22 protein-coding genes and 1 pseudogene are annotated in these 22,553 nt (G+C 56.7%); 14 read left to right on the forward strand and 9 right to left on the reverse strand.

The window, feature by feature from the left end:
- Positions 1–247: 247 nt before the first annotated feature.
- Positions 248–1,033 carry a transporter gene (locus HY282_06100; protein ID MBI3803318.1) on the forward strand — a complete coding sequence of 262 codons (786 nt, stop codon included), beginning with the start codon at positions 248–250 and terminating at the stop codon, positions 1,031–1,033.
- Between the two features lie 30 nt (positions 1,034–1,063).
- Here the strand turns inward: HY282_06100 and HY282_06105 are convergent, their stop codons facing one another.
- Positions 1,064–1,843, reverse strand: coding sequence for a MerR family transcriptional regulator (locus tag HY282_06105; protein MBI3803319.1), 780 nt, complete (start codon positions 1,841–1,843; stop codon positions 1,064–1,066).
- Between the two features lie 251 nt (positions 1,844–2,094).
- Positions 2,095–2,286 carry a 50S ribosomal protein L28 gene (locus tag HY282_06110; protein MBI3803320.1) on the reverse strand — a complete coding sequence of 64 codons (192 nt, stop codon included), beginning with the start codon at positions 2,284–2,286 and terminating at the stop codon, positions 2,095–2,097.
- A gap of 117 nt (positions 2,287–2,403) precedes the next feature.
- Here HY282_06110 and recG point away from each other — a divergent pair, with 117 nt between their 5' ends.
- The 5 genes from recG (at position 2,404) to HY282_06135 (ending at position 7,105) form a co-directional block, all read left to right on the forward strand.
- Complete coding sequence (gene recG / locus HY282_06115) at positions 2,404–4,545, forward strand: ATP-dependent DNA helicase RecG (GenBank protein ID MBI3803321.1); 2,142 nt, start codon at positions 2,404–2,406, stop codon at positions 4,543–4,545.
- Between the two features lie 13 nt (positions 4,546–4,558).
- Entirely contained in the window at positions 4,559–4,945 is a 387-nt protein-coding gene (locus HY282_06120; protein MBI3803322.1) for a hypothetical protein, read from the forward strand.
- Between the two features lie 80 nt (positions 4,946–5,025).
- Positions 5,026–5,961, forward strand: a complete 936-nt coding sequence (locus tag HY282_06125) for a Ppx/GppA family phosphatase (protein ID MBI3803323.1) — start codon at positions 5,026–5,028, stop codon at positions 5,959–5,961.
- A 59-nt stretch (positions 5,962–6,020) separates the two neighbouring features.
- Positions 6,021–6,362, forward strand: coding sequence for a PilZ domain-containing protein (locus HY282_06130; protein ID MBI3803324.1), 342 nt, complete (start codon positions 6,021–6,023; stop codon positions 6,360–6,362).
- A gap of 20 nt (positions 6,363–6,382) precedes the next feature.
- Positions 6,383–7,105: a hypothetical protein gene (locus HY282_06135; GenBank protein ID MBI3803325.1), complete on the forward strand. Its 723-nt coding sequence runs from the start codon at positions 6,383–6,385 to the stop codon at positions 7,103–7,105.
- A 58-nt stretch (positions 7,106–7,163) separates the two neighbouring features.
- Here the strand turns inward: HY282_06135 and HY282_06140 are convergent, their stop codons facing one another.
- A complete protein-coding gene (locus HY282_06140) occupies positions 7,164–7,730 on the reverse strand; it encodes a DNA-3-methyladenine glycosylase I (protein MBI3803326.1) in 567 nt (188 codons plus the stop codon).
- Positions 7,730–8,377 (reverse strand): DUF3052 family protein, encoded by a 648-nt coding sequence (locus HY282_06145; protein ID MBI3803327.1) that lies wholly within the window; start codon positions 8,375–8,377, stop codon positions 7,730–7,732. The genes HY282_06140 and HY282_06145 overlap by 1 nt, the downstream gene beginning before the upstream one ends.
- A 237-nt stretch (positions 8,378–8,614) precedes the next feature.
- Between HY282_06145 and HY282_06150 the strand changes: the two genes are divergently transcribed.
- The 4 genes and pseudogenes from HY282_06150 (at position 8,615) to HY282_06165 (ending at position 12,951) form a co-directional block, all read left to right on the forward strand.
- Complete coding sequence (locus tag HY282_06150; GenBank protein ID MBI3803328.1) at positions 8,615–9,310, forward strand: hypothetical protein; 696 nt, start codon at positions 8,615–8,617, stop codon at positions 9,308–9,310.
- Positions 9,311–9,381: 71 nt separating this feature from the next.
- Positions 9,382–11,055, forward strand: a pseudogene (gene ilvD, locus HY282_06155) (dihydroxy-acid dehydratase).
- A complete protein-coding gene (locus HY282_06160) occupies positions 11,055–12,011 on the forward strand; it encodes a fused MFS/spermidine synthase (protein MBI3803329.1) in 957 nt (318 codons plus the stop codon). The pseudogene ilvD and the gene HY282_06160 overlap by 1 nt, the downstream one beginning before the upstream one ends.
- A 13-nt stretch (positions 12,012–12,024) precedes the next feature.
- Positions 12,025–12,951, forward strand: coding sequence for a hypothetical protein (locus HY282_06165; protein ID MBI3803330.1), 927 nt, complete (start codon positions 12,025–12,027; stop codon positions 12,949–12,951).
- Between the two features lie 106 nt (positions 12,952–13,057).
- Here the strand turns inward: HY282_06165 and HY282_06170 are convergent, their stop codons facing one another.
- The 5 genes from HY282_06170 to HY282_06190 all read right to left on the reverse strand — a co-directional run bounded on the left by HY282_06170 (position 13,058) and on the right by HY282_06190 (position 18,034).
- Positions 13,058–14,533 carry an RNB domain-containing ribonuclease gene (locus HY282_06170; GenBank protein MBI3803331.1) on the reverse strand — a complete coding sequence of 492 codons (1,476 nt, stop codon included), beginning with the start codon at positions 14,531–14,533 and terminating at the stop codon, positions 13,058–13,060.
- A gap of 121 nt (positions 14,534–14,654) precedes the next feature.
- Complete coding sequence (locus HY282_06175; protein ID MBI3803332.1) at positions 14,655–15,821, reverse strand: NADH:flavin oxidoreductase/NADH oxidase; 1,167 nt, start codon at positions 15,819–15,821, stop codon at positions 14,655–14,657.
- A gap of 7 nt (positions 15,822–15,828) precedes the next feature.
- On the reverse strand, positions 15,829–16,377 hold the full coding sequence (locus HY282_06180) for a hypothetical protein (protein MBI3803333.1): 549 nt from the start codon (positions 16,375–16,377) through the stop codon (positions 15,829–15,831).
- Positions 16,378–16,406: 29 nt separating this feature from the next.
- Complete coding sequence (locus HY282_06185) at positions 16,407–17,120, reverse strand: intradiol ring-cleavage dioxygenase (GenBank protein MBI3803334.1); 714 nt, start codon at positions 17,118–17,120, stop codon at positions 16,407–16,409.
- Between the two features lie 29 nt (positions 17,121–17,149).
- A complete protein-coding gene (locus tag HY282_06190; protein MBI3803335.1) occupies positions 17,150–18,034 on the reverse strand; it encodes an NmrA family NAD(P)-binding protein in 885 nt (294 codons plus the stop codon).
- A 221-nt stretch (positions 18,035–18,255) separates the two neighbouring features.
- Here HY282_06190 and HY282_06195 point away from each other — a divergent pair, with 221 nt between their 5' ends.
- Genes HY282_06195 through HY282_06210 form a run of 4 tightly spaced genes read left to right on the forward strand, consistent with a single transcriptional unit; the run spans position 18,256 to position 22,538 of the window.
- Positions 18,256–19,638, forward strand: coding sequence for a glutamine synthetase (locus HY282_06195; GenBank protein MBI3803336.1), 1,383 nt, complete (start codon positions 18,256–18,258; stop codon positions 19,636–19,638).
- A 6-nt stretch (positions 19,639–19,644) separates the two neighbouring features.
- Positions 19,645–20,352: a gamma-glutamyl-gamma-aminobutyrate hydrolase family protein gene (locus tag HY282_06200; GenBank protein ID MBI3803337.1), complete on the forward strand. Its 708-nt coding sequence runs from the start codon at positions 19,645–19,647 to the stop codon at positions 20,350–20,352.
- 19 nt (positions 20,353–20,371) lie between these two features.
- Positions 20,372–21,151 (forward strand): glucose 1-dehydrogenase, encoded by a 780-nt coding sequence (locus HY282_06205; GenBank protein MBI3803338.1) that lies wholly within the window; start codon positions 20,372–20,374, stop codon positions 21,149–21,151.
- The gene (locus HY282_06210; GenBank protein ID MBI3803339.1) at positions 21,135–22,538 is read left to right on the forward strand and encodes an aldehyde dehydrogenase family protein; all 1,404 of its coding nucleotides are present in this window, start codon (positions 21,135–21,137) and stop codon (positions 22,536–22,538) included. The genes HY282_06205 and HY282_06210 overlap by 17 nt, the downstream gene beginning before the upstream one ends.
- The last annotated feature ends 15 nt before the right edge of the window (positions 22,539–22,553 follow it).

A 22,553-nucleotide genomic window follows, 5' to 3' on the forward strand; every position in this document is an offset into this window, starting at 1 on the left:
TCAATTTAAGCCCAAACAGTACATTTTTGTACTACCGCACATTAATGTGCAATGGGTCGATTTTTCCGGTGATAATAATTTAATTCCTCGGTCGCCTTCGGCCATCAGGCGGAGTAGAAACAAGTAAAAACGCAGCCTTGCAGCTCGGCCCTCACATTGGCATCGATTGATCAGCAGAGACAAATTCGGGACTCGGGAGGATTTAATCTCTTGACAACGCATCGGACGGAACGTAGAATCAGTGCCCGTGAAACCTGAGAAATTCAAAATATTTTTGTTCACTCTCCTGATAGGCATTTTTCCCTCTCTCCTATTAATTCACCCGGCACACGCTGAACGCCCTTTTCTCCTTACGGAAAGGGCAATTCCAATTGATAAGGGAAATTATCGGCTGGAATCGGGCGTTGTCTTTGATCGTTTTTCGTCCAGCAGCAAAGAAACAATCGTTTCGGCGGATATGAGATATGGTCTTATTCAGAACCTGGAGCTCGGTTTAGAGGTTCCTTATCTATTTCGCGAGGAGGGCTCGGAGAACGAAAATCAAATTGGGGATATGCTTCTGAGAGCAAAAGTTCGATTTTTGAAGGGAAGAGAGGCAAACCCACTCTCAGTCGCAGGTGAAATGCTTTTGAAGTTACCGACCGCCGGCCGAGATCAATTTTTCGGAACAACCGGCAAACCGGATATCGGTTTCATTGCGATTGCAAGCAAGGAGTTTACTCCGGTCACCGCTCACATCAATTTTGGTTATATTTTTATTGGAAATCCACCCTTAAAGGATGTGGCGGATCAACTCATCTATGCCATCGGCCTGGAGCTCCAGACGATGGAAGAGCCTCTGTCGATGATCGCTGAGCTTTCGGGAAACAGTGAAACGGGGAGGGCCGCCTCGGAGCAGACCTTAACGCTTCAGGGAGGATTTGCATACAGGGTGGCTCGCTCTTTCTCTTTAGACCTCTCGGTGGGACTCGGACTGACGAAGGACAGCCCAGATTATCTGATGAATGTCGGCTTTACCTACCTTTTCCAGTAAATAAGCTCAAATCAATTACAAACGGCCTTCTTATCGGATCACCGATTTTGAGGGAATTCCTTGCCGGAAGAGATCTTTTTCCGCCTCCACGATAAGATTGCCTTCTTTTTTAGGGAGGCGATAATGATCGCTAAAACCAAAGGCGGCAAGTAAGTTTAACTTTTTGTTTTGCACTTCCCACTGGAATGACTCAACGAGTTTTCTCACCTCTTGGCCCAATTGATGGGCCTGATCTATATCCCGATTCGGTAGGAGCCAGAAGAAGATACCGTCTTCCTTATAGCTGATTACCTCATTGGATCTTTTAAGCGCGGCCACTTTCGCGGCGAGCTTAAATAGGATTTCATTTTTCTGTTGCGACAGCTTAATGAGTGGAGGAAATAAGATCTGTATCGCCATACAGGTGAGCGCAGAATGCTTTTGATTGACATGCGTCAGCTCTTCACTGAGCCGAACCTCGAGATACAAAGAAGAAGCCAATACGTGAGCGGGGTCTTGCCAGGAAGGATTTCCATTCTCTCCGAGGGGAGCAGGTCTTTCGGCCGCTGGCTCCGTCGTGAGTGGATGGAGGCCTTCTTCCTTTAATTTTTGAATCTTCTCTGCCGCTTTGCTCACAAAGAAGCCTTCCTCGATCAGCATCTTAACTTTCTTTAGCGTCTCAACATCCTCATCGGTATATCGGTTAAACACCTTTGCCCCGCGGATGAGTTTGGCCGGATTGATTACTCCAATCATTCCCCAATATCCGAGCTGCCGTTGCGATATTCCTACAGCTTGGCAAACCGATTTGGGGCCATATGTCTTCTGCATTTCTCTCCCTCTTAATTCAAGAAAAAACGAAGAAAATTCTCTTTAGCACACAGAATTTGCAAGGGAAATGCCAGTTTAGACGGAGGACCTTATTTTTGAGTCGTTATTTTTTTTCTACTGAGAATCCATGCGCTTACGCTGGAGGTGCTCCTTCGACGGGAGCGGGAGGAATGGGGGTAAAAACAGAAGGAAGGTTTAAAGGAAGCAAACTACTTAGACATCGGACACAATTTGTCACCAAGGTCGGGGATCTATCCCGCCTTGATGACTTTTCCTGCTTTAATGCACGACGTACAAACCCGAATTCGCTTTACAGCCTTTCCGATCAGCGCACGAATGGTCTGGAGATTCGGTAGAAACCGACGTTTACTTTTATTGTTCGCGTGGCTTACCAGATTTCCGACTTGATGACCCTTGCCGCAGATTTCACATGTTCTTGCCATGAGACTCAATTCCTTTCATTCTAAAGTTCATTGATAAAAAAACAGGCCTATGTTATCATGAACTCCTCGAATAGGCAAGAGAAAACCGTGGACATCTAAGAGAGTTGCTTCGAGCACATGGACGAAAGGACCCCTCCGCCGCTTGACGTTGCCGTACCTCAGTGGGATTTGCCCATTCAATATATTAAGGGAATCGGCCCGAAAAGGGCCGTTCTTTTTAATAAGCTTGGCATCCAAACCCTCGAGGACCTTCTTCTCTTTCCCCCCTTTCGATATGAAGATCGTACCGCTTTAAAAAAGATCGCCCACCTTCAAGCCGGGGAGGAGCAGACGATCTTAGCCCAGGTCAAAGCCGTTTCCTTGGTGGAGACCTCTCGCCGCAGGATGAAGATCGTCGATATTGCGGTCATGGATGAGACCGGCCTGCTCCATGCAAAGTGGTTCAATCAACCCTACCTCAGAGAGCTCTTCAAACCGGGCGACAAGATCATGCTGAGTGGAAAGGTGAAAGGGAGCCACTACGGCGGCTATCATTTAGAAATGGAAAGTCCTCAATACGAGAAGGTTGACGAAGAAGAGATCCAGATTCATATGGGGCGGATTGTCCCGGTTTATCATGAGACGAAGGGATTGACCAGCCGGCAGATTCGATCCCTCATGAGATCGGTACTCCATCAGCATGGAGCGAAGATAGCCGAAGCCCTTCCGTCGAGACTCATCGAGAAGTACCGTCTTCTTCCTCTCTCCAAGGCGGTCCAGGAGCTTCATTTCCCAGCGGCCGGAACATCGCTGTCAGAGCTCAACCTCGGTCGCACCCCGGCGCACCGACGCCTTTCATTCGACGAACTCTTTCTTCTTCAAACCGGCCTCGCCCTTCGGAAGAGCCGGATCGCGACACAGGAAGCCGGAATTTCCTTTCATTTGAATGGAACGCTGACCGAGCGGCTGCGCGGCATTCTGCCGTTTCGTCTCACAGGCGCCCAGGAGAGAGTCCTTTCAGAAATTAAGAACGACATGGCCTTGGATCGGCCGATGAATCGATTGGTTCAAGGAGATGTCGGATCGGGTAAAACGCTGGTTGCGCTGATGGCCATTCTGATCGCATTGGAAAACGGCTATCAGGCCGCGTTGATGGCGCCGACCGAAATTCTGGCTGAGCAGCATTTCTTCTCAATCAAAGGATATCTGGAAGCCCTGGGGAGAATAGCCGTGCTCCTGACGAGCGACATGAAGAAAAAACCGAAAGAGGAAGCGCTGCAAGGAATCCAAGCGGGTCGATATGATCTCATCATCGGGACCCACGCGTTGATTCAAGAGGGGGTTGCGTTTAACCGCCTCGGCCTGGTCGTTGTCGATGAGCAACATAAATTCGGGGTGCTGCAGAGAGCAAAGCTGGCAGGAAAAGGGGTTCGGCCGGATGTCCTTATTATGACCGCCACGCCGATCCCGCGAACCTTGGCGCTGACCCTCTACGGCGATCTAAACATCTCGGTCATCGACGAAATGCCTCCGGGCCGGCCGCCGGTTCGAACCTCCCTCTTCTATGGAAAACAGAGAGAGCGGGCCTATGCCTTGATTGAAAAAGAGCTCGCCCAAGGAAGACAGGCCTACGCGGTCTGTCCCCTCATTGAAGAATCTGAAAAGACCGACCTCAAGGCAGCGATTGAACTCTCGGCCCTGCTGCAACAGGAGACTTTTCCCCATCGGCGGATCGGTCTTTTACATGGAAGGCTGAAGCGTGAAGAGAAGGAATCGATCATGCGCGATTTTAAAGAAAAGCGGATCGACCTACTCGTCGCAACCACGGTGGTCGAAGTCGGAATTGATATCCCGAATGCCACCGTGATGTTGATCGAGCATGCCGAGCGCTTTGGGTTGGCGCAGCTCCACCAGCTGCGCGGTCGCGTCGGTCGGGGAACCGATCAGTCATTTTGCTTTCTGGCGGCGGAGTACCCTTTGAGCGCGGAAGCTAAACGTCGCCTGGAAGCGATGGCCAGGAATGCGGATGGGTTCAAGATCGCCGAGATCGATCTGGAGATTCGCGGGCCGGGAGAGTTCTTCGGCACCCGCCAATCGGGGATCCCTGAACTGCGCATCGCCAATTTAATGCGGGACGCGGCCATGCTCGAGACCGCCCGCCAGGAAGCCTTTGCCTGGATCGACCGGGACCCGCACTTATCCGAATCGGAAAGCCGTCCGATCCGCACCCTCTTGGAGAGAAAATGGAAAGGAAAATTGGAGTGGCTCACGGCCGGATAATGGAGATCATCTGATGTCTCTTTCATGGGAGTTCTTTCTGAGAAAGTGGTTTAAAACCGACCCGGACCTCTTTCCAAAACGGTGGAAAGAAGATATGATCCGAGGATGGCAGACGGTGCGATCCCGGGCCGCCTCCGGGGTCGATCACACCTTCACCCATGTCGAGCTGGTTCGAATCCGCTATCGCTTGGAGCGGGTCAATCGGAGGCTCTTCGAAGCGTACCAGAATCTCGGCAAACGGGTTGTCGATCATTGGGGAGGAAAGGGGAGTCTCGCCGAAGAAGAAAGAAAAAGGGAATTTCGACGGATCGGCCTTTTGCTGGAGGAGCAGAAACATCTGATCGAGCAAATCCGTGAGTTGAACCAATCTACCGCTTCAGAAGAAAAGAGCGCACCTTAGAATCCAAATTAAAGCTTAGATCCAGTTTTATCTGCATCAATGGCCTTCAGTATCAGTATGAGATTGAGGAGAAGAAAGCAATGGCGGTTTTAGCTGGGATCGATATCGGCACGAACACCTTTCGTCTTCTGGTGGCAGAGATGAACGATGCACAATCGCTGAAGGAGATCTGCTCGGCCAAAGAAATTACACGGCTCGGCGAGGGGTTTTCGATCAACAAGGCCTTTCTTCCCGCCGCCGTCGAGCGATCGATCGTTGCATTAAAGCGCTTTAGAGCGCTTCTCCAAAAACATCCGGTGGACGATTTGATTATCGTCGGTACCAGTGCCGTCCGGGAAGCACAAAACCGAGAGGCTTTCCTGAAAGAAGTAAAACAGCAGACCGGATTCGATATCCAAGTCATCTCGGGAGAGGAAGAAGCCCTCTGTACTTTTCTCGGAGTGAACCTCGTCATTCAAAACGAAACGGAGCCGATGCTCGTCATCGATGTCGGCGGCGGAAGCACCGAGTTCATCGGGGCGGAAGGGGATGCGCCGAACTTCCTCCTCAGCACCGAGCTCGGTGTGGTTCACCTGACCGAGAAGTATTTAAAATCGGACCCGCCGACCTCGGAAGAGTTAAAAGCGTTACGGCTGGCGATTGACAAGGTCATTAAGCCGATCGGTTATCATTTCCCCCCAAAGGGCCTCTTTGCAGGAACGGCGGGGAGCATCACGACCTTGGCGGCGATCGACCAGAAGATGAAGGAGTACGATCCGGAAAAAGTCAATCGCTACCCGCTCTCACTCGGCGCCATCCAGCGCATTTTTAAGGAGCTCTCCGTGATGCCGCTGGAGCAGCGGCGGAAAACACTCGGCCTCGAGAAGGGGCGGGAAGATATTATCCTCACCGGAAGTTTGATTTTAATCGCCGTCATGGAGCTTTTCGGATATGATCCTGTGTATGTCAGTGATTATGGTTTGAGAGAAGGGGTATTGATTCATTTATATCAAAAGAAATATGACCCTCTCTCATAAATTGAGAAAACGGCTGCTCGTCCGCCCGACATTCAACGTGATAAGGAGATCAGGCAGAGATGATTGAGAAGCGGAAGCACATTCGGGTCACGATCAAATCGATCGCTGAAGTGATCTTGCCGGAGGGAGATTTCGATCAGGCTTATGTCGGCGGCATCAGCCGGGGCGGGCTGGAGATGTATACCGGAAAAGAGATGAAGCGCGAGACCCCCGTAAAAATCACCCTGCATTTCTTGCTTGAAGGACAGGAGGTCACCGAAGCGGTGCAAGGCGCGGTGAAGTGGAGCGCCTCCTTTAAAAATGCGTTCGTCTCCGGGATTGAATTTTCGAGCGTCCTCTCCGCAGAGGCAAACCCCAATCTCGTCCGATGCATCGAGCAGGCGGAATTGTTTTACAAATAATTTGATTTGTTAGGAGTAGCATGCAACCTCCAAAGTGCAGCGCGGAAGTGACCGACATTCAGATCTTGACCCACGATGTGAAGGAAATCAGCCTGAGAATGATCGATCCGCCGCAGTTGGGTTTTACCGCCGGCCAGTATGTCTCGATCGAGGTCACCGAGATCAGGGATGGACATCCCCGGCAAAACAATCGGCCCTATTCGATCGCCTCCCCTCCGGAAGAAAAAGAGGTGATTCGACTCTGCGTGAACCTGGTAAAGGGGGGACCCGGATCGACCCACCTTCATTCCCTTCGGCTCGGCGACAAGCTGAAATTCCTCTATCCGCTCGGTTATTTCACGGTCAACGAGACGGCAACGACCCCGCTCCTCTTCGTGGCAACCGGCACCGGCATTGCGCCGATTAAATCGATGATCGTTCACCTTCTTCGGAGCGGAAGCCAGCGGCCGATGACCCTCTACTGGGGGGTCCGAAACGAAGTTGATCTCTATTATCAAGAGGAGCTGACTGCGCTGGCCGGAAAGCATCCTCACTTCAAATTTTTCATGACCCTCTCCCAGCCGAGCGATAGATGGCAGGGATTGAAGGGACGGGTCACGCATCTCCTGCCCCAGCTGATTCAGACCGTCGATTCTCTCGATGCGTACCTTTGCGGCAACGGGGAGATGATCAAGGAAGTCCGCACCCTTCTCCTCGAAAAAGGAATGCCGAAAAAATCGATTCACTACGAAAAATTTTATTAAACGTCTTCCGAGGCCTCCCTCCCGGAAACCGCCTTTTTCTCGTTCCGACGAAATCTGTCTAAAGGGGATTGATTTCTCTATACCGAAAGCAGTCGGTCGTGTGATCCTGAACCATTCCGACCGCCTGCATAAAGGCGTAGCAGATCTTCGTTCCGACGAACTTAAAACCCCGTTTTGCGAGCGTTTGGCTCATCCGATCGGAGAGATCGGACCGGCAGGGGACCTCCTTGAACGTTTTAGACGCGTTTCGAACCGGGCGTCCCTCGACAAATTGCCATAGGTATCGATCGAGCGATCCGAACTCCTTCTGAACTTCAAGTGTCTTTTGCGCATTGAGAATCGCGGCGGCCACCTTCAGACGATTTCGAACGATCCCCGGATCATCCAAGAGGCGCTTAATCTTCGCATCGGTATATCGGGCCACCTTGGCGGGATCGAAATGGTCAAATACTTTTCGATAATTCTCCCTTTTTTCCAGAATGGTCCTCCAACTCAATCCCGCCTGAGCCCCTTCTAAGACCAGAAATTCGAAAAGGCGGTCCTCCTCATGCAACGGCACCCCCCATTCTTTATCATGATATTCGATCATCAGGGGGTGCTCTCCCGCCCAGGTGCACCGGATCATCACTGACTCCTCTTTTGGAATGCGTGGAATGGGCGGAATGGGCGGTGCGCCACCGGAATGACCCATTTATTGGCGGTGTGGGTCTCGGAAAAGCGGGCGACTTTCACAGCGACCCACCCCGCCTCTTTGGCGGCGGCAAAGATCTCACCCTCCTTTATCCCATCCTTGCCTTTCGGTGAGACCACCCAAATCGCCCCTTCGGGCTTGATCATCTTTAGCAACGGTTTCAGCTTCTTCAGCGCCGACGGCGCTTCAATCCCGAGGAAAACCAGATCGGACCCCTTTGCACACTTTCCTTCAACGACCTCTTTGGCCCGTCCCCGCAGCTCCTTAAGGAACGGTTCCGCCCTAATTCCCAAGATCGAGACGATCAAATCAGGCTTAACCCCGAGCTTATCGAGGAGGCTTTTCGGATTCCGAATCTTTTCCGCCCATTTCTCCGCCTGCGGGCCGAGATGAAAGAGGGCAACCCCATCCGAAAAGATGACCTTTAATCTCTTGCCGTCGGCCGCAACCGATTGGATCGACTTGAATGAAATCGAAAGCCGAAAATCGCCGCGAAATAAAAGCGCATCGGTCTCCAGCAGCGCCCTCCCCTTTGATGTCCGGTCGGAAAAATCGACCGTGCATTGCGCCTCCACTCCCATCTGTTCCCCCTGCGATCAGATCCGTTTTGGGAAATGTATCAAAACCGGCTTTGGAAAGCCACCTTGATCTCGGTCGATCCGGCAAAAAAATCGGTGCCGGAGACCCGGCCGCTCGGAGAAGAAAGATCGATTTCATCTTGACAATTTGGAGGCAAATCGTACATTATCTAGCGATTCTTCTTCATCTAAATCTAAATTTCCCTCTCGCGGAGAGGGCACGGGGAGAGAGGCGATTCGATGAGCATAACGAGCATTTATACCAGTCCGGGAAAACAGCTTCAAAAGTGGCGGGAACTCAACGATTGGATCAAGAAACAGTTTGCAAAAGATGCCATTCCGGAGGAGGCCTTTAAGCAGATCGAGCCGCAACTCAAAGGGCTCACCAGCAAAAGCCGGATTTTCTATGGCTTCGGCGACAACGGCCAAGGGCAGGCCGATCCGTTTCTCACCGGGAATATCTTCGCAACTTATTTGACCGGAAAGCACCACCTTGAGCGGTCGCGGTATATCGACTTTTATCCGACACCGCCCGATCCATCGCGCTTTGACTTCTACCGTCCCAAGATCAAGATGCGCGACGGCGCCGCACCCCGTCCGAAGGGGTTTTACATCAAGGAGCTCCTGCCGAAAGATTACGAAGAAGGAATCGGAACCACCTACAAAGAGCAGTCGCCGAATGAGGTCCGAAAACAATCCCCATGGGGCTTCGGTCCGGAGGGTTTCGAGTTTCTCGCGGTCGAAGAGGTCTATCTCCCGCTCTTGGCGGAGAAGAAGGTCCCGGTCTATGTCCTCGGCGACTATTCCGTCTCTCCGTATGGAGAAGGAGATTTCTCGAGCACGATGTTTATCGGCGCGGCCCGCGATAAAGTCGAACTCGGCTGTACCAACTCCCGCGACAACATCGCCAAGTACCGCGCTTCTCATTTTGCCTAAGACCGTCTTCCTGCGGGGCGAGCCGTCGCGCTCGCCCCGCAGCGAAAATCCAAAGAACGAGGATGTCCTTCATGGGTTCCAATTTAAAGCACAAAAGCCACATCATTACCGACGGGCCCGACCGGGCCGCGGCGCGCTCTTACTTTAAGTCGATCGGCTTCACCGAAGAAGATCTGCGCAAGCCGATCATCGGCGTCGCGAACACCTGGATCGAAGCGATGCCGTGCAACTTCCATCTTCGGCGGCTCTCGGCGAAAGTGAAAGAGGGGATTCGCGCCGCCGGCGGAACACCGATGGAGTACAACACGATCGCCATCTCCGACGGAATCAGCATGGGGACCGAGGCGATGAAGACCTCATTGATCAGCCGCGAGGTGATCGCCGACTCGATCGAGCTTTGCGCCCGCGGCTATCTCTTCGACGCGGTCGTCGCCCTCTCCGGCTGCGATAAGACGATTCCGGGAACGGTCATGGCGCTCGCCCGTTTGGATCTTCCCTCCATCATGCTCTATGGGGGATCGATCGCTCCGGGCCGTTTTGAAGGGCACGATGTCACGATTCAAGATGTCTTCGAGGGGATCGGCGCCTTTGCAAAGGGAAAGCTGACCGAGCTTCAGATGGCCGACCTCGAAGACCACGCCTGTCCCGGCGCCGGCGCCTGCGGCGGCCAGTTCACGGCAAATACGATGGCGATGGCGATGGAGATCATGGGGATCTCATTGGCCGGAAGCGCCGGCGTGCCGGCGGAAGATCCCGAAAAGGATCAGGTCGCTTTCGAAGTGGGACGGCAGGTGGTCGAGGCCCTCAAGCGCGACATCCGGCCGAGCCAAATCATCACCCGCAAATCGATCGAAAACGCAATCGTGTCGGTGGCGGCCAGCGGCGGCTCGACCAACGCCGTGCTTCATTTTCTCGCCATCGCGCAAGAGATGAACCTCCCGCTCGATATCGGCGACTTCGACACGCTCAGCGCCAAGACCCCGCTCCTGGCCGATCTCAAGCCGGGGGGGAAATATGTCGCCACCGACATGCACCGCGCCGGCGGCATTCGGCTTCTCGCCAAGCGGTTGTTGGACGCCGGGCTGCTCCATGCCGATCAGAAGACGGTCAGCGGAAAGAGCATCGGAGAAGAGGCCGCCTCTGCGAAAGAGACCGCCGGACAGGCGGTCATCCGACCTCTGTCCGATCCAATCAAGAAAACCGGTGGGCTCGTCATTTTGAAGGGAAATCTCGCGCCGGAAGGATGCGTCGTCAAGGTCGCCGGCCACGAGCGGCTGCTCCATCGCGGCCCGGCACGCGTCTTCGACTGTGAGGAAGAGGCCTTCGCTGCCGTTCAGTCGGGGAGTATCAAACCCGGCGATGTGATCGTGATCCGATACGAGGGACCGAAGGGAGGCCCCGGAATGCGGGAGATGCTCGGCGTGACCGCCGCATTGATGGGAGCGGGCCTCGGCGACTAGGTGACGCTGATGACCGACGGACGTTTCTCCGGCGCCACCCGGGGATTGATGGCGGGACATGTCGCCCCGGAGGCGGCGGTCGGCGGACCGATTGCCGCACTGAAGGATGGGGACACGATTACCTTCGACATCAAAGCGCGGCAGCTGAGCGTGGCGCTCTCCGACGAGGAAATTCAAGCAAGACTGAAAAACTGGAAAGCGCCGGAGCCCCGGTACAAAAGCGGCGTCATGGCAAAGTATGCGCGGCACGTCTCGTCCGCCTCAGAAGGAGCGGTGACGAGATAATGACCGAGCCGATCTCTTTACCTCCTTCCATCTCGAAATCAAAACAGGGACAGACCGAATTTGTCACCGCCGACTTCGGCCACGTCTATGTCCCGATGGGCGTTCTCTACAAGGGGACCACCGGCCTGCAGGAGATCGAGATTTATACGACCAACACCTTCGGCCGGATCATGTTCCTCGACGGGAAGATCCAGGTCTCCTACCTTGACGAAGAGCGCTATCATCAATATCTCGTTCAAGGACCGTTGCTCGCCTGCGAGAATCCGAAGAGCATCTATGTCATCGGCGGCGGCGACGGCGGCGCGATCGAGGAGGCGGCGAAACATCCGGGGATCGAGCGGATCGTGATGGCGGAGATCGATCAGGTCGTGATCGACAAATCGAAAGAATACCTCCCCGATATTTCACGCGGCGCGTTCGACGACCAGCGGCTCGACCTTCGCTGTGTCGATGCGTTGAAAGATCTGCAAGAAGAAAAGAACCGATACGATGTCATCATCGTCGATTTAACCGAGCCGCACGGTCCTTCGAAGATGCTCTATACCAAAGAGTTCTATCAGCTCCTCGCCTCACGTTTGACAGAGGGGGGAATGGTCGGCGTCCACACCGATAACTTCGATCTCTTCCCGGAATCGTACGGCACGATCTACAACACGCTGAAATCGGTCTTCGGCGCCAACATCTTGACCGCCCACGTCGGCATGCCCTGCTTCGGAATGGAGTGGTCCTACCGAATCGTCTCGCCGTATCGGATCAACTTCGAGCGGATCGAGAAAAACTTCCGCGCCGCCGTCCAACGCGGGATGCAGCTCGACTCCTTCCACCCCTCCACCTACCTCGCCCAGCCGACGGCACGCGAGCGGGCCGTCATCGAAAAATTCAACCGCGTCTCCACCAACGCCGGCCCCTACGACAAGTTCGAGCGGGCGGCGGGCTACATCACTGGAAAAATCTAAAGGATAGGAAATCATGGAAACGGCGTCGGGCGAATGGTCAGAAAAAGCACCGCTGAGCGCCCCTCGATCTCATCCGGCTGTCGCTGTTTACAAAGACAAGATCTACTCCTTCGGCGGCGGCGGACCAGCTTTTAAAAGCCTCAACCTCTCCGAAGTCTACGATCCCAAAACCGACCGCTGGTCCTCACTCCGACCGATGCCGACCCTCCGCTCCGGCGCAATGGCGGCAACCATCGGCGATGCAATGTACGTGATCGGCGGCGGATTCAAAAAGCCCGACGGAAAATTCAAATTCCTTACCACGGTCGAGACCTACTTTCCAAAGGAGGATCGATGGGAAACCGGTCCCGACCTTCTTGAGCCGCACGACTATCCCGCTTCCACGATCCTTGACGGAAAGATATATATCATCGGCGGCCATCACCCAAACGCCACCGAAGGGGGGCCGCAAACCGACCCGGCATTTTCCTTCTCGGAAAGATGGCAGCCCGGCATGCCCGAATGGGAAGAGGTCGCCCCGATGCCGACGCCGCGCTTTGCCGCGTCCGCCGTCGTAATGAATGGAGCGCTCTGGGCGCTCGGCGGCGTCGCCTTCACCCCGCAGGGATTTAACGAATACGATCGGATTGAGATCTTCGATCCGAAGACGGGAAAGTGGACGGTCAATTCGCTGAAGCTCCCCTGGGGGTCGGCAGGGCAGGGGGCCTGTGTGGTGAACGGTCGGCTTTATATCTTCGGCGGTTTTCGAGGAGATGAGGGGATCGGCACTCATGGTGCAGTCTTGGATTTAGCTTCAAAGAAGTGGTCGGAACTTCCTCCGATGCCGGAAGCACGTGCCGCGATGGGGGTCGCGATGATTGGTCAGACGATTTATCTCCTCGGCGGCTGGGCAAAGGATCGGTCGGTGATGGGGTCGGTTGTCGCCTACGAATCTGCCTGATTCTTTGATCGATCGGAGAGCCCGATCCCGAAAGTGTATTCAATTCGCCCTAATACCGCTCGACACGGGAGCGTGACCCGACGCAGACGATTCGGGGCAAATCGTCTCATCGCTCCACCCGCTTAAAATCAATAAATCCCTTCTCCACATCGGTACGAACCAGCTGCACGCGAACCCGCTGGCCGACGTCGACCCGCTCAAACCCGCTCACCAACCTTCCTTCAATCGGCGGATGGAGAAGACGGACCCAGGTTCCTTTGGAGGCTGCGCCGGTCACGATCGCATCAAACTGCTCCCCAATCCGCGATGCCAGAAGGAGCGCCGCCGCCGACTTTCTCACCTGCCGTTCGACCTTCCTTGCCGCATCCTCTTTTTCCGTGCACTGTTTGGCCAGGACGGAAAGGGCCTCGCTGCCATAGGGGGGCGGTTCTCCGCCGATCGCCGCTTTCAGCAACCGCTGTGTGATCAGGTCGGGATAGCGCCGGTTCGGCGCGGTGGAGTGGGTGTAATCTCGGATCGCCAAACCGAAGTGACCGGCGGACGGCTCGCCCGGACCTTCGACCGTATATTCCCCCGGTCCCATCAATTTGATGATCGAAAGGGAGAGATCCGGAAAGCCGACCGGGTCGGCGGCGCGCGCTTCAGTTAAAAATGCCTCCAACGCCTTTGAATCGGGTTCTTGAGGAAGGTTGAAGCGGCGCTCCGAGGCAAGCGCGACGATCCGGTCCCAGCGCTTCGGAGTTCGGACGACCCGCCGGAGCGAAGGAATCTTTTTCGAAGCCAGAAAGCGGGCGGTTGCGCCGTTGGCCGCGATCATAAAGTTCTCGATCATCTCCTTCGCCTGGTTCTTTTTGTCGGCCAGAACCTCTTTCACTTTGCCGTCATCGAAAACCAGGCGCGCTTCTACCGTCTCAAAGCTCAGCGCGCCGCATTCCTGTCGAAGCGCCTTCATCCGCTGGGCCACCCGATCTTGCAGCTGAAGGTTTTCGATCAGACCGGGAACCGCCCCGGCCTTCGGCGGGACCGGCGCCCTTTGCTCCAGCCAAGAAGCGAGGTCGTTGTAGGTCAGCCTCGCTTGATTGCGGACCCGCGCGACATAGACGTCGCTTTGCTCAAACGATCCGTCGCCGCCGAGGACCATCTCGACAATGATCGCCGATCGCTCCGATGCCTCGTTGAGCGAAGTTAAATCGGTCGAGATTGCTTCGGGGAGCATCGGAAAGATTTTAGCGACCGTATAGACCGACGTCGTGTTTTGACGCGCATGCTCATCGATCTCGGAATCCTTTTTCACCCACGCATCGACGTCGGCGACCGCAACCAGGAGCTTCACCCGGCCGTCCGACAGCGCTTCCGCAACCGTGAGCTGATCGAGATCGCGCGAGTCGTCATTGTCGATCGAGCACCAGAGGAGATGCCGCAGGTCTCGCGGCGCCGCCGGTCCGACAGGTGCCTGAAGGTGGCGCAACTCGGCGAGCGCCTGGGGTGAAAAGTCGGGGAGGAGACCTCGCTCGATCATGGCCTGGTCGGCGATTCGCTGCAGGAGGGGACGGTGCTGCGGATCCTTTGTCTCAATGGCCATATTCAGCGGTACCAGAGGGGAATTAAATGAAGGCTCTCTTTATGATCATTCCAAGGAGATGAAGATTACAAGGGAGGCCCTCTCTTCATAAATATAAAGTAGGGCTTTAGGTTTTACAGAATCACTTCTGCTTCTCTTTCTTCTCCGACATAATCGCATGGTGCTCCGCGAAGCAGCGCTCAAGTCTGTCTGAATCGACCGGGACCCGCGCCGGGGTTCCTTTCGGGGCGGCTCGGAGATATTGCGGGGGCCAAGGGATCGGGACGTCGAATTCAGAGGCCGCATGGAGCGGCCAGTAGGGATCGCGCAGGAATGCTCGAGCGAGCAGAACCAGATCGGCCCGGCCGTTCCGAATAATCTCTTCGGCTTGAGTCGGCGAAGTAATCAGGCCGACGGCGCCGGTCGGCAGGCCGGCCTCCCGGCGAATCCGCTCCGCAAAGGGAACCTGATAGCCGGGAGCGACCGGAATCTTGACATCAGGACGATTGCCGCCGGAGGAGCAGTCGAACAGATCGACCCCCAGCGGGTTGAGTTGTCGGGCAAGTTCGATCGATTCGTCGATGTCCCAGCCCCCCGGCGCCCAATCGGTCGCCGAGATCCGAGCGAAGAGCGGCAAACGATCGGGCCAGACGCCCCGAATCGCCGTGACCACCTCACGCAGGAGACGGGTTCGGTTCTCGAACGAGCCGCCGTATCGATCGGGTCGTCTATTACTGAACGGGGAGAGGAACTCATGGAGAAGATACCCGTGCGCCGCATGAATCTCGATGACGGAAAAGCCGGCCTCCAACGCGCGGCGAGCGGCCTCGGCGAATCCATTGACGACTTCTTGAATTCCCGCTTCCGTAAGCGCCTCCGGAACGCCATACCCTTCCGCAAACGGCAGCGGGCTCGGCGCGACGATCTTGCGCCATCCTCCCTCCGCCTCGGGAGCCACACCTTGTCCTTCCCACGGCCGGTAGGTGCTCGCCTTTCGCCCGGCATGGGCGAGCTGGATGCCCGAGAAGCTACCCTGCTCCTGAATAAAGCAGGTGATCCGCTTCAGCGGCGCGATGTGCGGGTCGCTCCAAATCCCGAGGTCTTGCGGACTGATCCGCCCTTCGGGAAGGACCGCCGCCGCTTCGGTGAAGACGAGGCCGGCGCCGCCGACCGCGCGGCTGCCAAGATGAACGAGATGCCAATCGTTCGCGAAACCGTCTCGGCTTGAATATTGACACATCGGAGAGACGACAATTCGATTTTGAAAAGTGATGTCACGGAGGGTGAAGGGTTCAAACAGACCGGCCATGGTTTTTTCACCTTTGGTTTGCCATTTCGTTTCCCGTCGTGAGAACGACCCGAAATCGTGCTTTGCCGCTCATCATCCGTTCATAACCCTCGGCGGCCCGCTCCAGCGGAAAGAGCTCATTCGTCGACCGGACCCCCGTCTGTGTGCTGAAGGCAAGGGTGTCTTGCGAATCGATGGATGATCCGGAAGGCCAGCCGACGATCGATCGCCGCCCTCCGATAAGCAGGCCGGCCGGCACCTGGAGCGGATCGGCCGGTGCGCCCAGGACGATCCGCTTCCCATTCATTGCGAGCCCTCCCAAGACGGCACTCATCGCTTCACCGTTCGTGACGGTGGCCAAGATCACTTTGGCGCCGCCGAGTTTGGACAACTCCGCTGCAGGATCTTGCGCCTGACTGTCGATGTAATGCTCCGCTGTGTACGAGTCGCTGTTACAAATGCCGCACGCTTGGACCTTGATTCGGACCGATCCGGCGCCCGGCTCCGGGATATCGCGTTCCACCCACTCAAAAGGTCCCTTGGCACGCGCTACTTGCACCGCTCGCATCTTTGCCATGACCCCTCCCATCTTCAACAGAATCTTAATTAAGTCATTTCCAGTCCGATATCGAATGTCCCCGCATACCCATCGGCTTCCTGGGTCATCTGAAGGATCAACTCCGGGCCGCCGTCGTTGAAAATGCCGTCTTGTTGATTCTTGACGGTCCGCTGGCCTTTCGTGTTGTAGGGCGGGTGTGCATGGATCTGGTCGGTCTGGGCATCGTCGAAATAGATCTGCGATGTGAATTCATATCCGCGTCTCGACTCCGGCGCGGTCCGAATCTTAAAGTGAATGTGGACGGTTCTTCCCTGATACCAACCGGGATAGATCGTCAGAAATACGGCCTTGCCGGCGGTATCGGTCGTTTGATAGCCCCGCAAGAATTTTTTCCCCCGCGTGTCGAAGGAACGATCCCGAACGTCGGAATAAACACCGGCCGCATCGCAGTGCCAAAGATCGACCCTCGCCCCCGCGAGTGGAGTGCAGGCGTTGTTTGTGATCTCATGAACCCGAATCGTCAGCCGGAGCGGCAGCCCCTCCTTCACCGAACCATCCGAAGGGTCGGAGCGAATGTCGGCGCGGTTGAGTTTCTCGTCGACAAAATAAGGACCTTCGGTCTGCTCCGGCCTCACGATGCAGGGCGGGATCGATGCCGCAGCCGTCTTCCCAGACCAGAGGCGCCGCCACCATCGTGGACCCGAGTTGGGTCCACATCCCGACAAGATCGTTATGGCGGCCGTGCCGATTAAACCGAGCATCATTCGCCGGCTCAAGCGCATCACAGCACTCACATTTTCCGATAAGCGGCCGCCAACTGATCGGCAAACTTTTCGAACGTCGTCGGCGTCGTGTTTCTTGGATTGCGTCCTTCGAGAGATCGAATCTTGCCGGTGTTGAACGCCTGAGACATCTCGACGAATGCGTCCGCGGCGCCCTGCGAGAAGCCGGCCTGAACGAGCGCTTTCGCAAACTCCGCGTCGGGAAACCGGACATACTTCAGATCGGGTTTGCCGATTTTTCCGCCGAGAATGCGCGTCGCCTCCGACATCGTATAGTCGCGGGGGCCGAGCAGCTCCCGCACCCCCGTTCCGTTAAATTTTCCGCCGATCAATTCTTCCGCGGCAACCGCGCCGATGTCGTTCGTCGCCGTCATGGTCACCGGGATCTCCGGTTCCATGGCGCCGCCGTTGATTCCTTGATGTTTGATGAGTCCTAATGACGAATAGAAATTCTCATAGAAGTAGCCGGGGCGAAGAACCAAGAGATCGATGCCGAGCCTCCGAAACCGCTCCTCCAGATCGTGCAGCCCCGTGATGGGGCCGGTCCCTTCCGACCGCTCGCCGCCGAGGCTGCTTAAAAAGACCACTTTGCGGACGCCCGATGAACGGAGCGCATTTTCGATTGCCGCGCCGATGCGATTGTAGTAGGCGCGCTGATCGGGCGCGGCATAGTCGGGGGGGACCATCGCATAAACACCCTCCGCTCCTTGAAAGGCCGAGGTGAGGAAAGCAACCTCATTCGCATCTCCCACCGCCGGCTCAGCGCCGCGCTTTGTCAGCGGCTGCAGTCGGTCGGTGGAGCGACCGATCGCCCGGACCTTCTTCCCCGCGGCCAGCAACCGATCCGCAACCACCCCTCCCGTATGTCCCGTCGCACCCATCACCGTAAACATCGCCGTCTCTCCTCTTCTTACCCGCTTCATGCGGGCATTCATCCATCCTGAACGCGCCTCTTCTCACACTACCGTGATCATAGGGAAACACCGGTTTGGTTGTCAAATAGCCCTTCTCGGTTTCCTTCATAAAACCTCTTTTCACGTTTCACTCAATGGGGTATTATAAGCATATTTCCAAGTTTGGAGAGCCGAGCTTCCATTCTAAGGGAGGGTGTCCGATGGGTTCCAAGATTCCTGGCATGCTCACGCAGGATGAGCTGAGACGGCGGGTGAGCGCGGGGGAGATCGATACCCTCCTGCTCGTCTTCACCGATCACTATGGCCGGTTCATGGGAAAGCGGCTCGATGCCGACTTCTTCTTGGAAGATGCCGCGAAGAAGGGAACCCACGCCTGCGACTATCTGTTGACCGTCGATATGGAAATGGAGCCGGTGCCGGGATATCGGCTGGCCAATTGGGAAAAGGGCTACGGCGATTTTCATCTCGTTCCCGACTTCACGACCCTCCGCGTTGCAAGCTGGCTGGAGAAGACGGCGTTGATCCTCTGCGATGTCCGGAACGATAAAAGCCACCGCCCGGTGGCGCAGGCCCCCCGCTCGGTGTTGAGAAAACAGATCGACCGGGCCGCCCAATTGGGATACCGCGCCGCGGCCGCTTCGGAATTGGAATACTACCTCTTCAAGACCTCTTATCGAGACGCCGCAGCCAAAGGCTACACCGGACTGGAACCGGCCGGCTGGTATCTGGAAGACTATCATGCGCTGCAGGGGGCGCGCGAAGAAGCGTTCAACGGCGCGGCGCGCCGCCACCTCAAGCAATCGGGGATCCCGGTGGAGAATTCGAAAGGAGAGTGGGGGCGGGGACAACACGAGCTCAACGTCCGCTACGCCGACATCCTGACGATGGCCGACCGCCATGCCATCTTCAAGGAGTGCTTGAAAGAAATCGCGGAGCAGATGGGGCTGAGCGTCACCTTCATGGCGAAGCTCGCCGCCGACCAGGCGGGATCGAGCTGCCACATCCACTTGAGTCTCTGGCAGAAGAACCAAAACGCCTTTCCCGGAAAGGGGCGGCTCGGGCCGGTCGCCTGCTCCGACACTTTTCGCTGGTTTCTCGGCGGATGGATCGCCCATGCGCCGGAGGTGATGGTCTTCTACGCGCCGACCGTCAACGCCTACAAGCGCTACCAGACCGGCTCCTGGGCGCCGACGCGGCTCGCCTGGAGCTACGATAACCGGACCGCCGGGTTCCGCGTCGTCGGGGAGGGGAGCAGCCTGCGGATCGAGTGCCGGATTCCCGGCGCCGACTGCAATCCCTATCTCGCCTTGGCGGCGGCGCTTGCCTCCGGGTTGGATGGGATTGAAAACAAAATTGCGCCGCCGCCGATTTTCGAGGGAGATATCTACGCCGCGCAACATCTCCCCCGGGTGCCGCGCACACTCCGCGACGCGACCGACCTCTTCGAGAAGAGTGCCTTCGCCAAAGAGGCATTGGGCGAGGAGGTCGTCGAGCATTACCTCCACTTCTACCGGACCGAGCAGGAGGCATACGATAAAGCGGTGACCGACTGGGAACGGCAGCGCTACTTTGAGCGGATTTAGAAGACCATGTCCACGCTGATCGGAATTACCACATATGGCCGTGGTGAAGAGAATCGTTTTTATCTCCCTGCACCCTATGTCGACGCAGTCCGGCGGGCGGGCGGCATTCCGCTCCTGATCCCACCGGGAGCGCCCGATTTAAAAAGGGTGATCGATCGGATCGACGGGCTGATTTTAACCGGGGGCGGCGACCTCGATCCATCTCTGTACGGCGGCGTTCGTCATCCGACGATTTATTCGGTCGATCCGGAGCGGGATCGGAGCGAGATCATGCTGGTGAAGCAGAGCCTCGACGCCCGATTGCCGACCTTCGGGATCTGCCGCGGCAGCCAGGTGATCAATGTCGCGCTGGGCGGAACGCTGGTCGAACACCTTCCCGATTTCGTCGGAGAGGCGGTGCCGCATCGCCTCCCGCCGCGCGAGCCGACCACGCATTCGATCCAGCTGGCGCCGGAGAGTCATCTGGCCGAGATCCTCATTGCGGAAGCGTTCGTCGCCCCCTCGTGGCATCACCAGGCGGTTCGCCGGCTCGCTCCCGGCTTAAAATCGACGGCGCAAGCACCGGATGGAACGATTGAAGCGGTCGAGCACATAGAGCACCCTTGGCTGATCGGGGTCCAGTGGCACCCGGAATTAGCCGCCGAGAAAGACCCGCTGCAGCAAAGATTGTTTGACGCGCTGGTAAAGGCTGCCGCAGATCGGCGAAGGAAATGACCTTCAGAAAGGAGAGACGATGCGATTAGCAAATAAGGTCGCCCTCATTACGGGGGCGGGGAGCGGGATCGGCCGGGAGTCGGCGCTCCTCTTTGCAAGCGAGGGGGCGCAGGTCGTCGCCGTCGATCTCAATGAAGCGAGCGCCAAAGAAACGGCGAAAATGATTGAGGCCAATACAAATAAAGGACAGGCGCTCCCCCTGCAAGCCGACATCATGCGGGCCCTCGATTGCGAGGCGATGATCGCGGCGACGGAAAAGGCGTTCGGCAGACTCGACATCCTCTTCAACAATGCCGGGATCATGGACAGCCGGGACGACGACGCCGTTCAGACGGAGGAAGCGGTTTGGGACAATACCATGGCGGTGAATCTCAAAGGGGTTTTCCTCGGCTGCAAATTTGGCGTCCCGGCGCTGCGACGCGCGGGTGGGGGATCGATTATCAACACCGCTTCCTTCGTCGCCTTCCTCGGCGCGGCGACGCCACAACTGGCGTACACCGCGAGCAAAGGGGGAGTGCTGGCGATGACGCGGGAGCTGGCGGTGATTCATGCGCGGGAGAAGATCCGGGTGAATGCCCTCTGTCCCGGCCCGCTCCGGACGGAGCTGTTGATGAAGTTCTTGAACACCGAGCAAAAGAAGCAGCGCCGGCTGGTCCATATTCCGATGGGCCGATTCGGCGAGGCGAAGGAGATCGCGAAAGCGGCCCTCTTTCTCGCCTCCGACGATTCATCGTATATGACCGGAGCGTCGCTGATGGTCGACGGCGGGATCACCGCCGCCTATGTCACACCCGAATAGGAGGAGAGCGTTGTATCTCAAAATCGTCAATCCTTACGATCAAAAAGTAATTGCGGAGCTTCCCTTCGACGAGGGGAAGACGCTCGAAGCGAAAGTCGCCGCCGCGCGCAAGGCGTATGAGCGGTGGCATCGCGTTCCGCTGGAAGAGCGGGCGCATCGGGTCGGGCAGGGGCTGAAGTACTTCCGAGACCAGACAGACCAGATCACCCGGGAGATCAGCCATCAGATGGGAAAACCGTTGGCCCAGGCGCACGCCGAGATGAAGACCTTCTTCGCCCGGGCCGAGTATATGCTCTCAATTGCAAGAGAGACACTCTCCCCTGGAACCCTCCCCTCGAAACCAGGCTTTCACCTTCGGGTCGAACATGCGCCGCTCGGCGTGATTTACAACATCGCCCCCTGGAATTACCCGCTCCTCACCGCCGTCAACGTTGTCGTTCCGGCGCTCCTTGCCGGGAACAGCGTGCTGTTAAAACACAGCCCGCTGACGCCGTTCGTCGGCCGACATTTCGAGAATGCCTTCGGCGACCTCGATCCTCCGAGTCTGGTGACCAGCCTGATCTTGACCGATAAACACGCGTCCCGGCTGGTCGGCGATTCCCGGATTAACTACATCGCTTTTACCGGATCGGTTGCCACCGGAACGAAGGTCTATGAGCAGGCGGCGAAGCATCTCCTCGGCGTCGGATTGGAGCTCGGAGGAAAAGACCCGGCCTACGTTGCGGCCGATGCCGATCTCGACTTTGCGGCGGAGAACATCGTCGACGGCGCCTGTTACAATGCAGGGCAATCGTGCTGCGCCGTGGAGCGGGTCTATGTTCATCGGACGCTTTACAAAGATTTTCTTGCCCGGGCAAAATCGGTGTTGGAGAAATATCAGCTCGGCGATCCGATCGACGAGAAGACGACGATGGGACCGCTCGCGCGCCGTGAGGCGATTGCTTTTTTAGAGGGCCAAGTCAAAGAGGCGGTCCACCGCGGGGCGCGGCTTCTTCTCGGCGGCAAGCGCCTGAAGGGAACGAAGGGAAATTTCTTTGAGCCGACGTTGCTCGCCGATGTTCCGAACGAGGCGAAGGTGATGCAGGAAGAGAGCTTCGGGCCGATCGTGCCGGTCCTCTCGGTTGCCGACGATGCCGAGGCGCTCGCGAAAATGAATGAGAGCCGCTTCGGCCTGACCGCCTCGGTCTGGACGCGCGACCGGATGCGCGCAGAGCTCTTCGCGCGGGAGTTGGAAGCGGGCACCCTCTTCCAAAATCGATGCGACTACCTGGAGCCCGCCCTTCCCTGGTCGGGCGCCCGTGAGAGCGGGCTCGGATCGACCCTTTCAACGTACGGCTTCTATCACCTGACCCGACGGAAAGCGATTCATTTCAGAAAAAGGCCGTAGCGCCCTTCAGGTTGA

The organism is Candidatus Manganitrophaceae bacterium (assembly GCA_016200325.1).
In the GTDB taxonomy this organism is placed as follows: domain Bacteria; phylum Nitrospirota; class Nitrospiria; order SBBL01; family Manganitrophaceae; genus Manganitrophus.

Excerpts from the sequence above, each read along its gene's own strand:
- HY282_06195 (MBI3803336.1), top strand. The coding sequence starts at position 18,256 with ATGGGTTCCAAGATTCCTGGCATGCTCACGCAGGATGAGCTGAGACGG.
- recG (MBI3803321.1), top strand. The coding sequence starts at position 2,404 with ATGGACGAAAGGACCCCTCCGCCGCTTGACGTTGCCGTACCTCAGTGG.
- HY282_06205 (MBI3803338.1), top strand. The coding sequence starts at position 20,372 with ATGCGATTAGCAAATAAGGTCGCCCTCATTACGGGGGCGGGGAGCGGG.
- HY282_06145 (MBI3803327.1), bottom strand. The coding sequence starts at position 8,377 with ATGGGAGTGGAGGCGCAATGCACGGTCGATTTTTCCGACCGGACATCA.
- HY282_06105 (MBI3803319.1), bottom strand. The coding sequence starts at position 1,843 with ATGCAGAAGACATATGGCCCCAAATCGGTTTGCCAAGCTGTAGGAATA.
- HY282_06140 (MBI3803326.1), bottom strand. The coding sequence starts at position 7,730 with ATGATCCGGTGCACCTGGGCGGGAGAGCACCCCCTGATGATCGAATAT.
- HY282_06130 (MBI3803324.1), top strand. The coding sequence starts at position 6,021 with ATGATTGAGAAGCGGAAGCACATTCGGGTCACGATCAAATCGATCGCT.
- HY282_06190 (MBI3803335.1), bottom strand. The coding sequence starts at position 18,034 with ATGTTTACGGTGATGGGTGCGACGGGACATACGGGAGGGGTGGTTGCG.
- HY282_06180 (MBI3803333.1), bottom strand. The coding sequence starts at position 16,377 with ATGGCAAAGATGCGAGCGGTGCAAGTAGCGCGTGCCAAGGGACCTTTT.
- HY282_06170 (MBI3803331.1), bottom strand. The coding sequence starts at position 14,533 with ATGGCCATTGAGACAAAGGATCCGCAGCACCGTCCCCTCCTGCAGCGA.
- HY282_06135 (MBI3803325.1), top strand. The coding sequence starts at position 6,383 with ATGCAACCTCCAAAGTGCAGCGCGGAAGTGACCGACATTCAGATCTTG.
- HY282_06200 (MBI3803337.1), top strand. The coding sequence starts at position 19,645 with ATGTCCACGCTGATCGGAATTACCACATATGGCCGTGGTGAAGAGAAT.
- HY282_06110 (MBI3803320.1), bottom strand. The coding sequence starts at position 2,286 with ATGGCAAGAACATGTGAAATCTGCGGCAAGGGTCATCAAGTCGGAAAT.
- HY282_06150 (MBI3803328.1), top strand. The coding sequence starts at position 8,615 with ATGAGCATAACGAGCATTTATACCAGTCCGGGAAAACAGCTTCAAAAG.
- HY282_06160 (MBI3803329.1), top strand. The coding sequence starts at position 11,055 with ATGACCGAGCCGATCTCTTTACCTCCTTCCATCTCGAAATCAAAACAG.
- HY282_06175 (MBI3803332.1), bottom strand. The coding sequence starts at position 15,821 with ATGGCCGGTCTGTTTGAACCCTTCACCCTCCGTGACATCACTTTTCAA.
- HY282_06125 (MBI3803323.1), top strand. The coding sequence starts at position 5,026 with ATGGCGGTTTTAGCTGGGATCGATATCGGCACGAACACCTTTCGTCTT.
- HY282_06120 (MBI3803322.1), top strand. The coding sequence starts at position 4,559 with ATGTCTCTTTCATGGGAGTTCTTTCTGAGAAAGTGGTTTAAAACCGAC.
- HY282_06210 (MBI3803339.1), top strand. The coding sequence starts at position 21,135 with ATGTCACACCCGAATAGGAGGAGAGCGTTGTATCTCAAAATCGTCAAT.
- HY282_06185 (MBI3803334.1), bottom strand. The coding sequence starts at position 17,120 with ATGCTCGGTTTAATCGGCACGGCCGCCATAACGATCTTGTCGGGATGT.
- HY282_06165 (MBI3803330.1), top strand. The coding sequence starts at position 12,025 with ATGGAAACGGCGTCGGGCGAATGGTCAGAAAAAGCACCGCTGAGCGCC.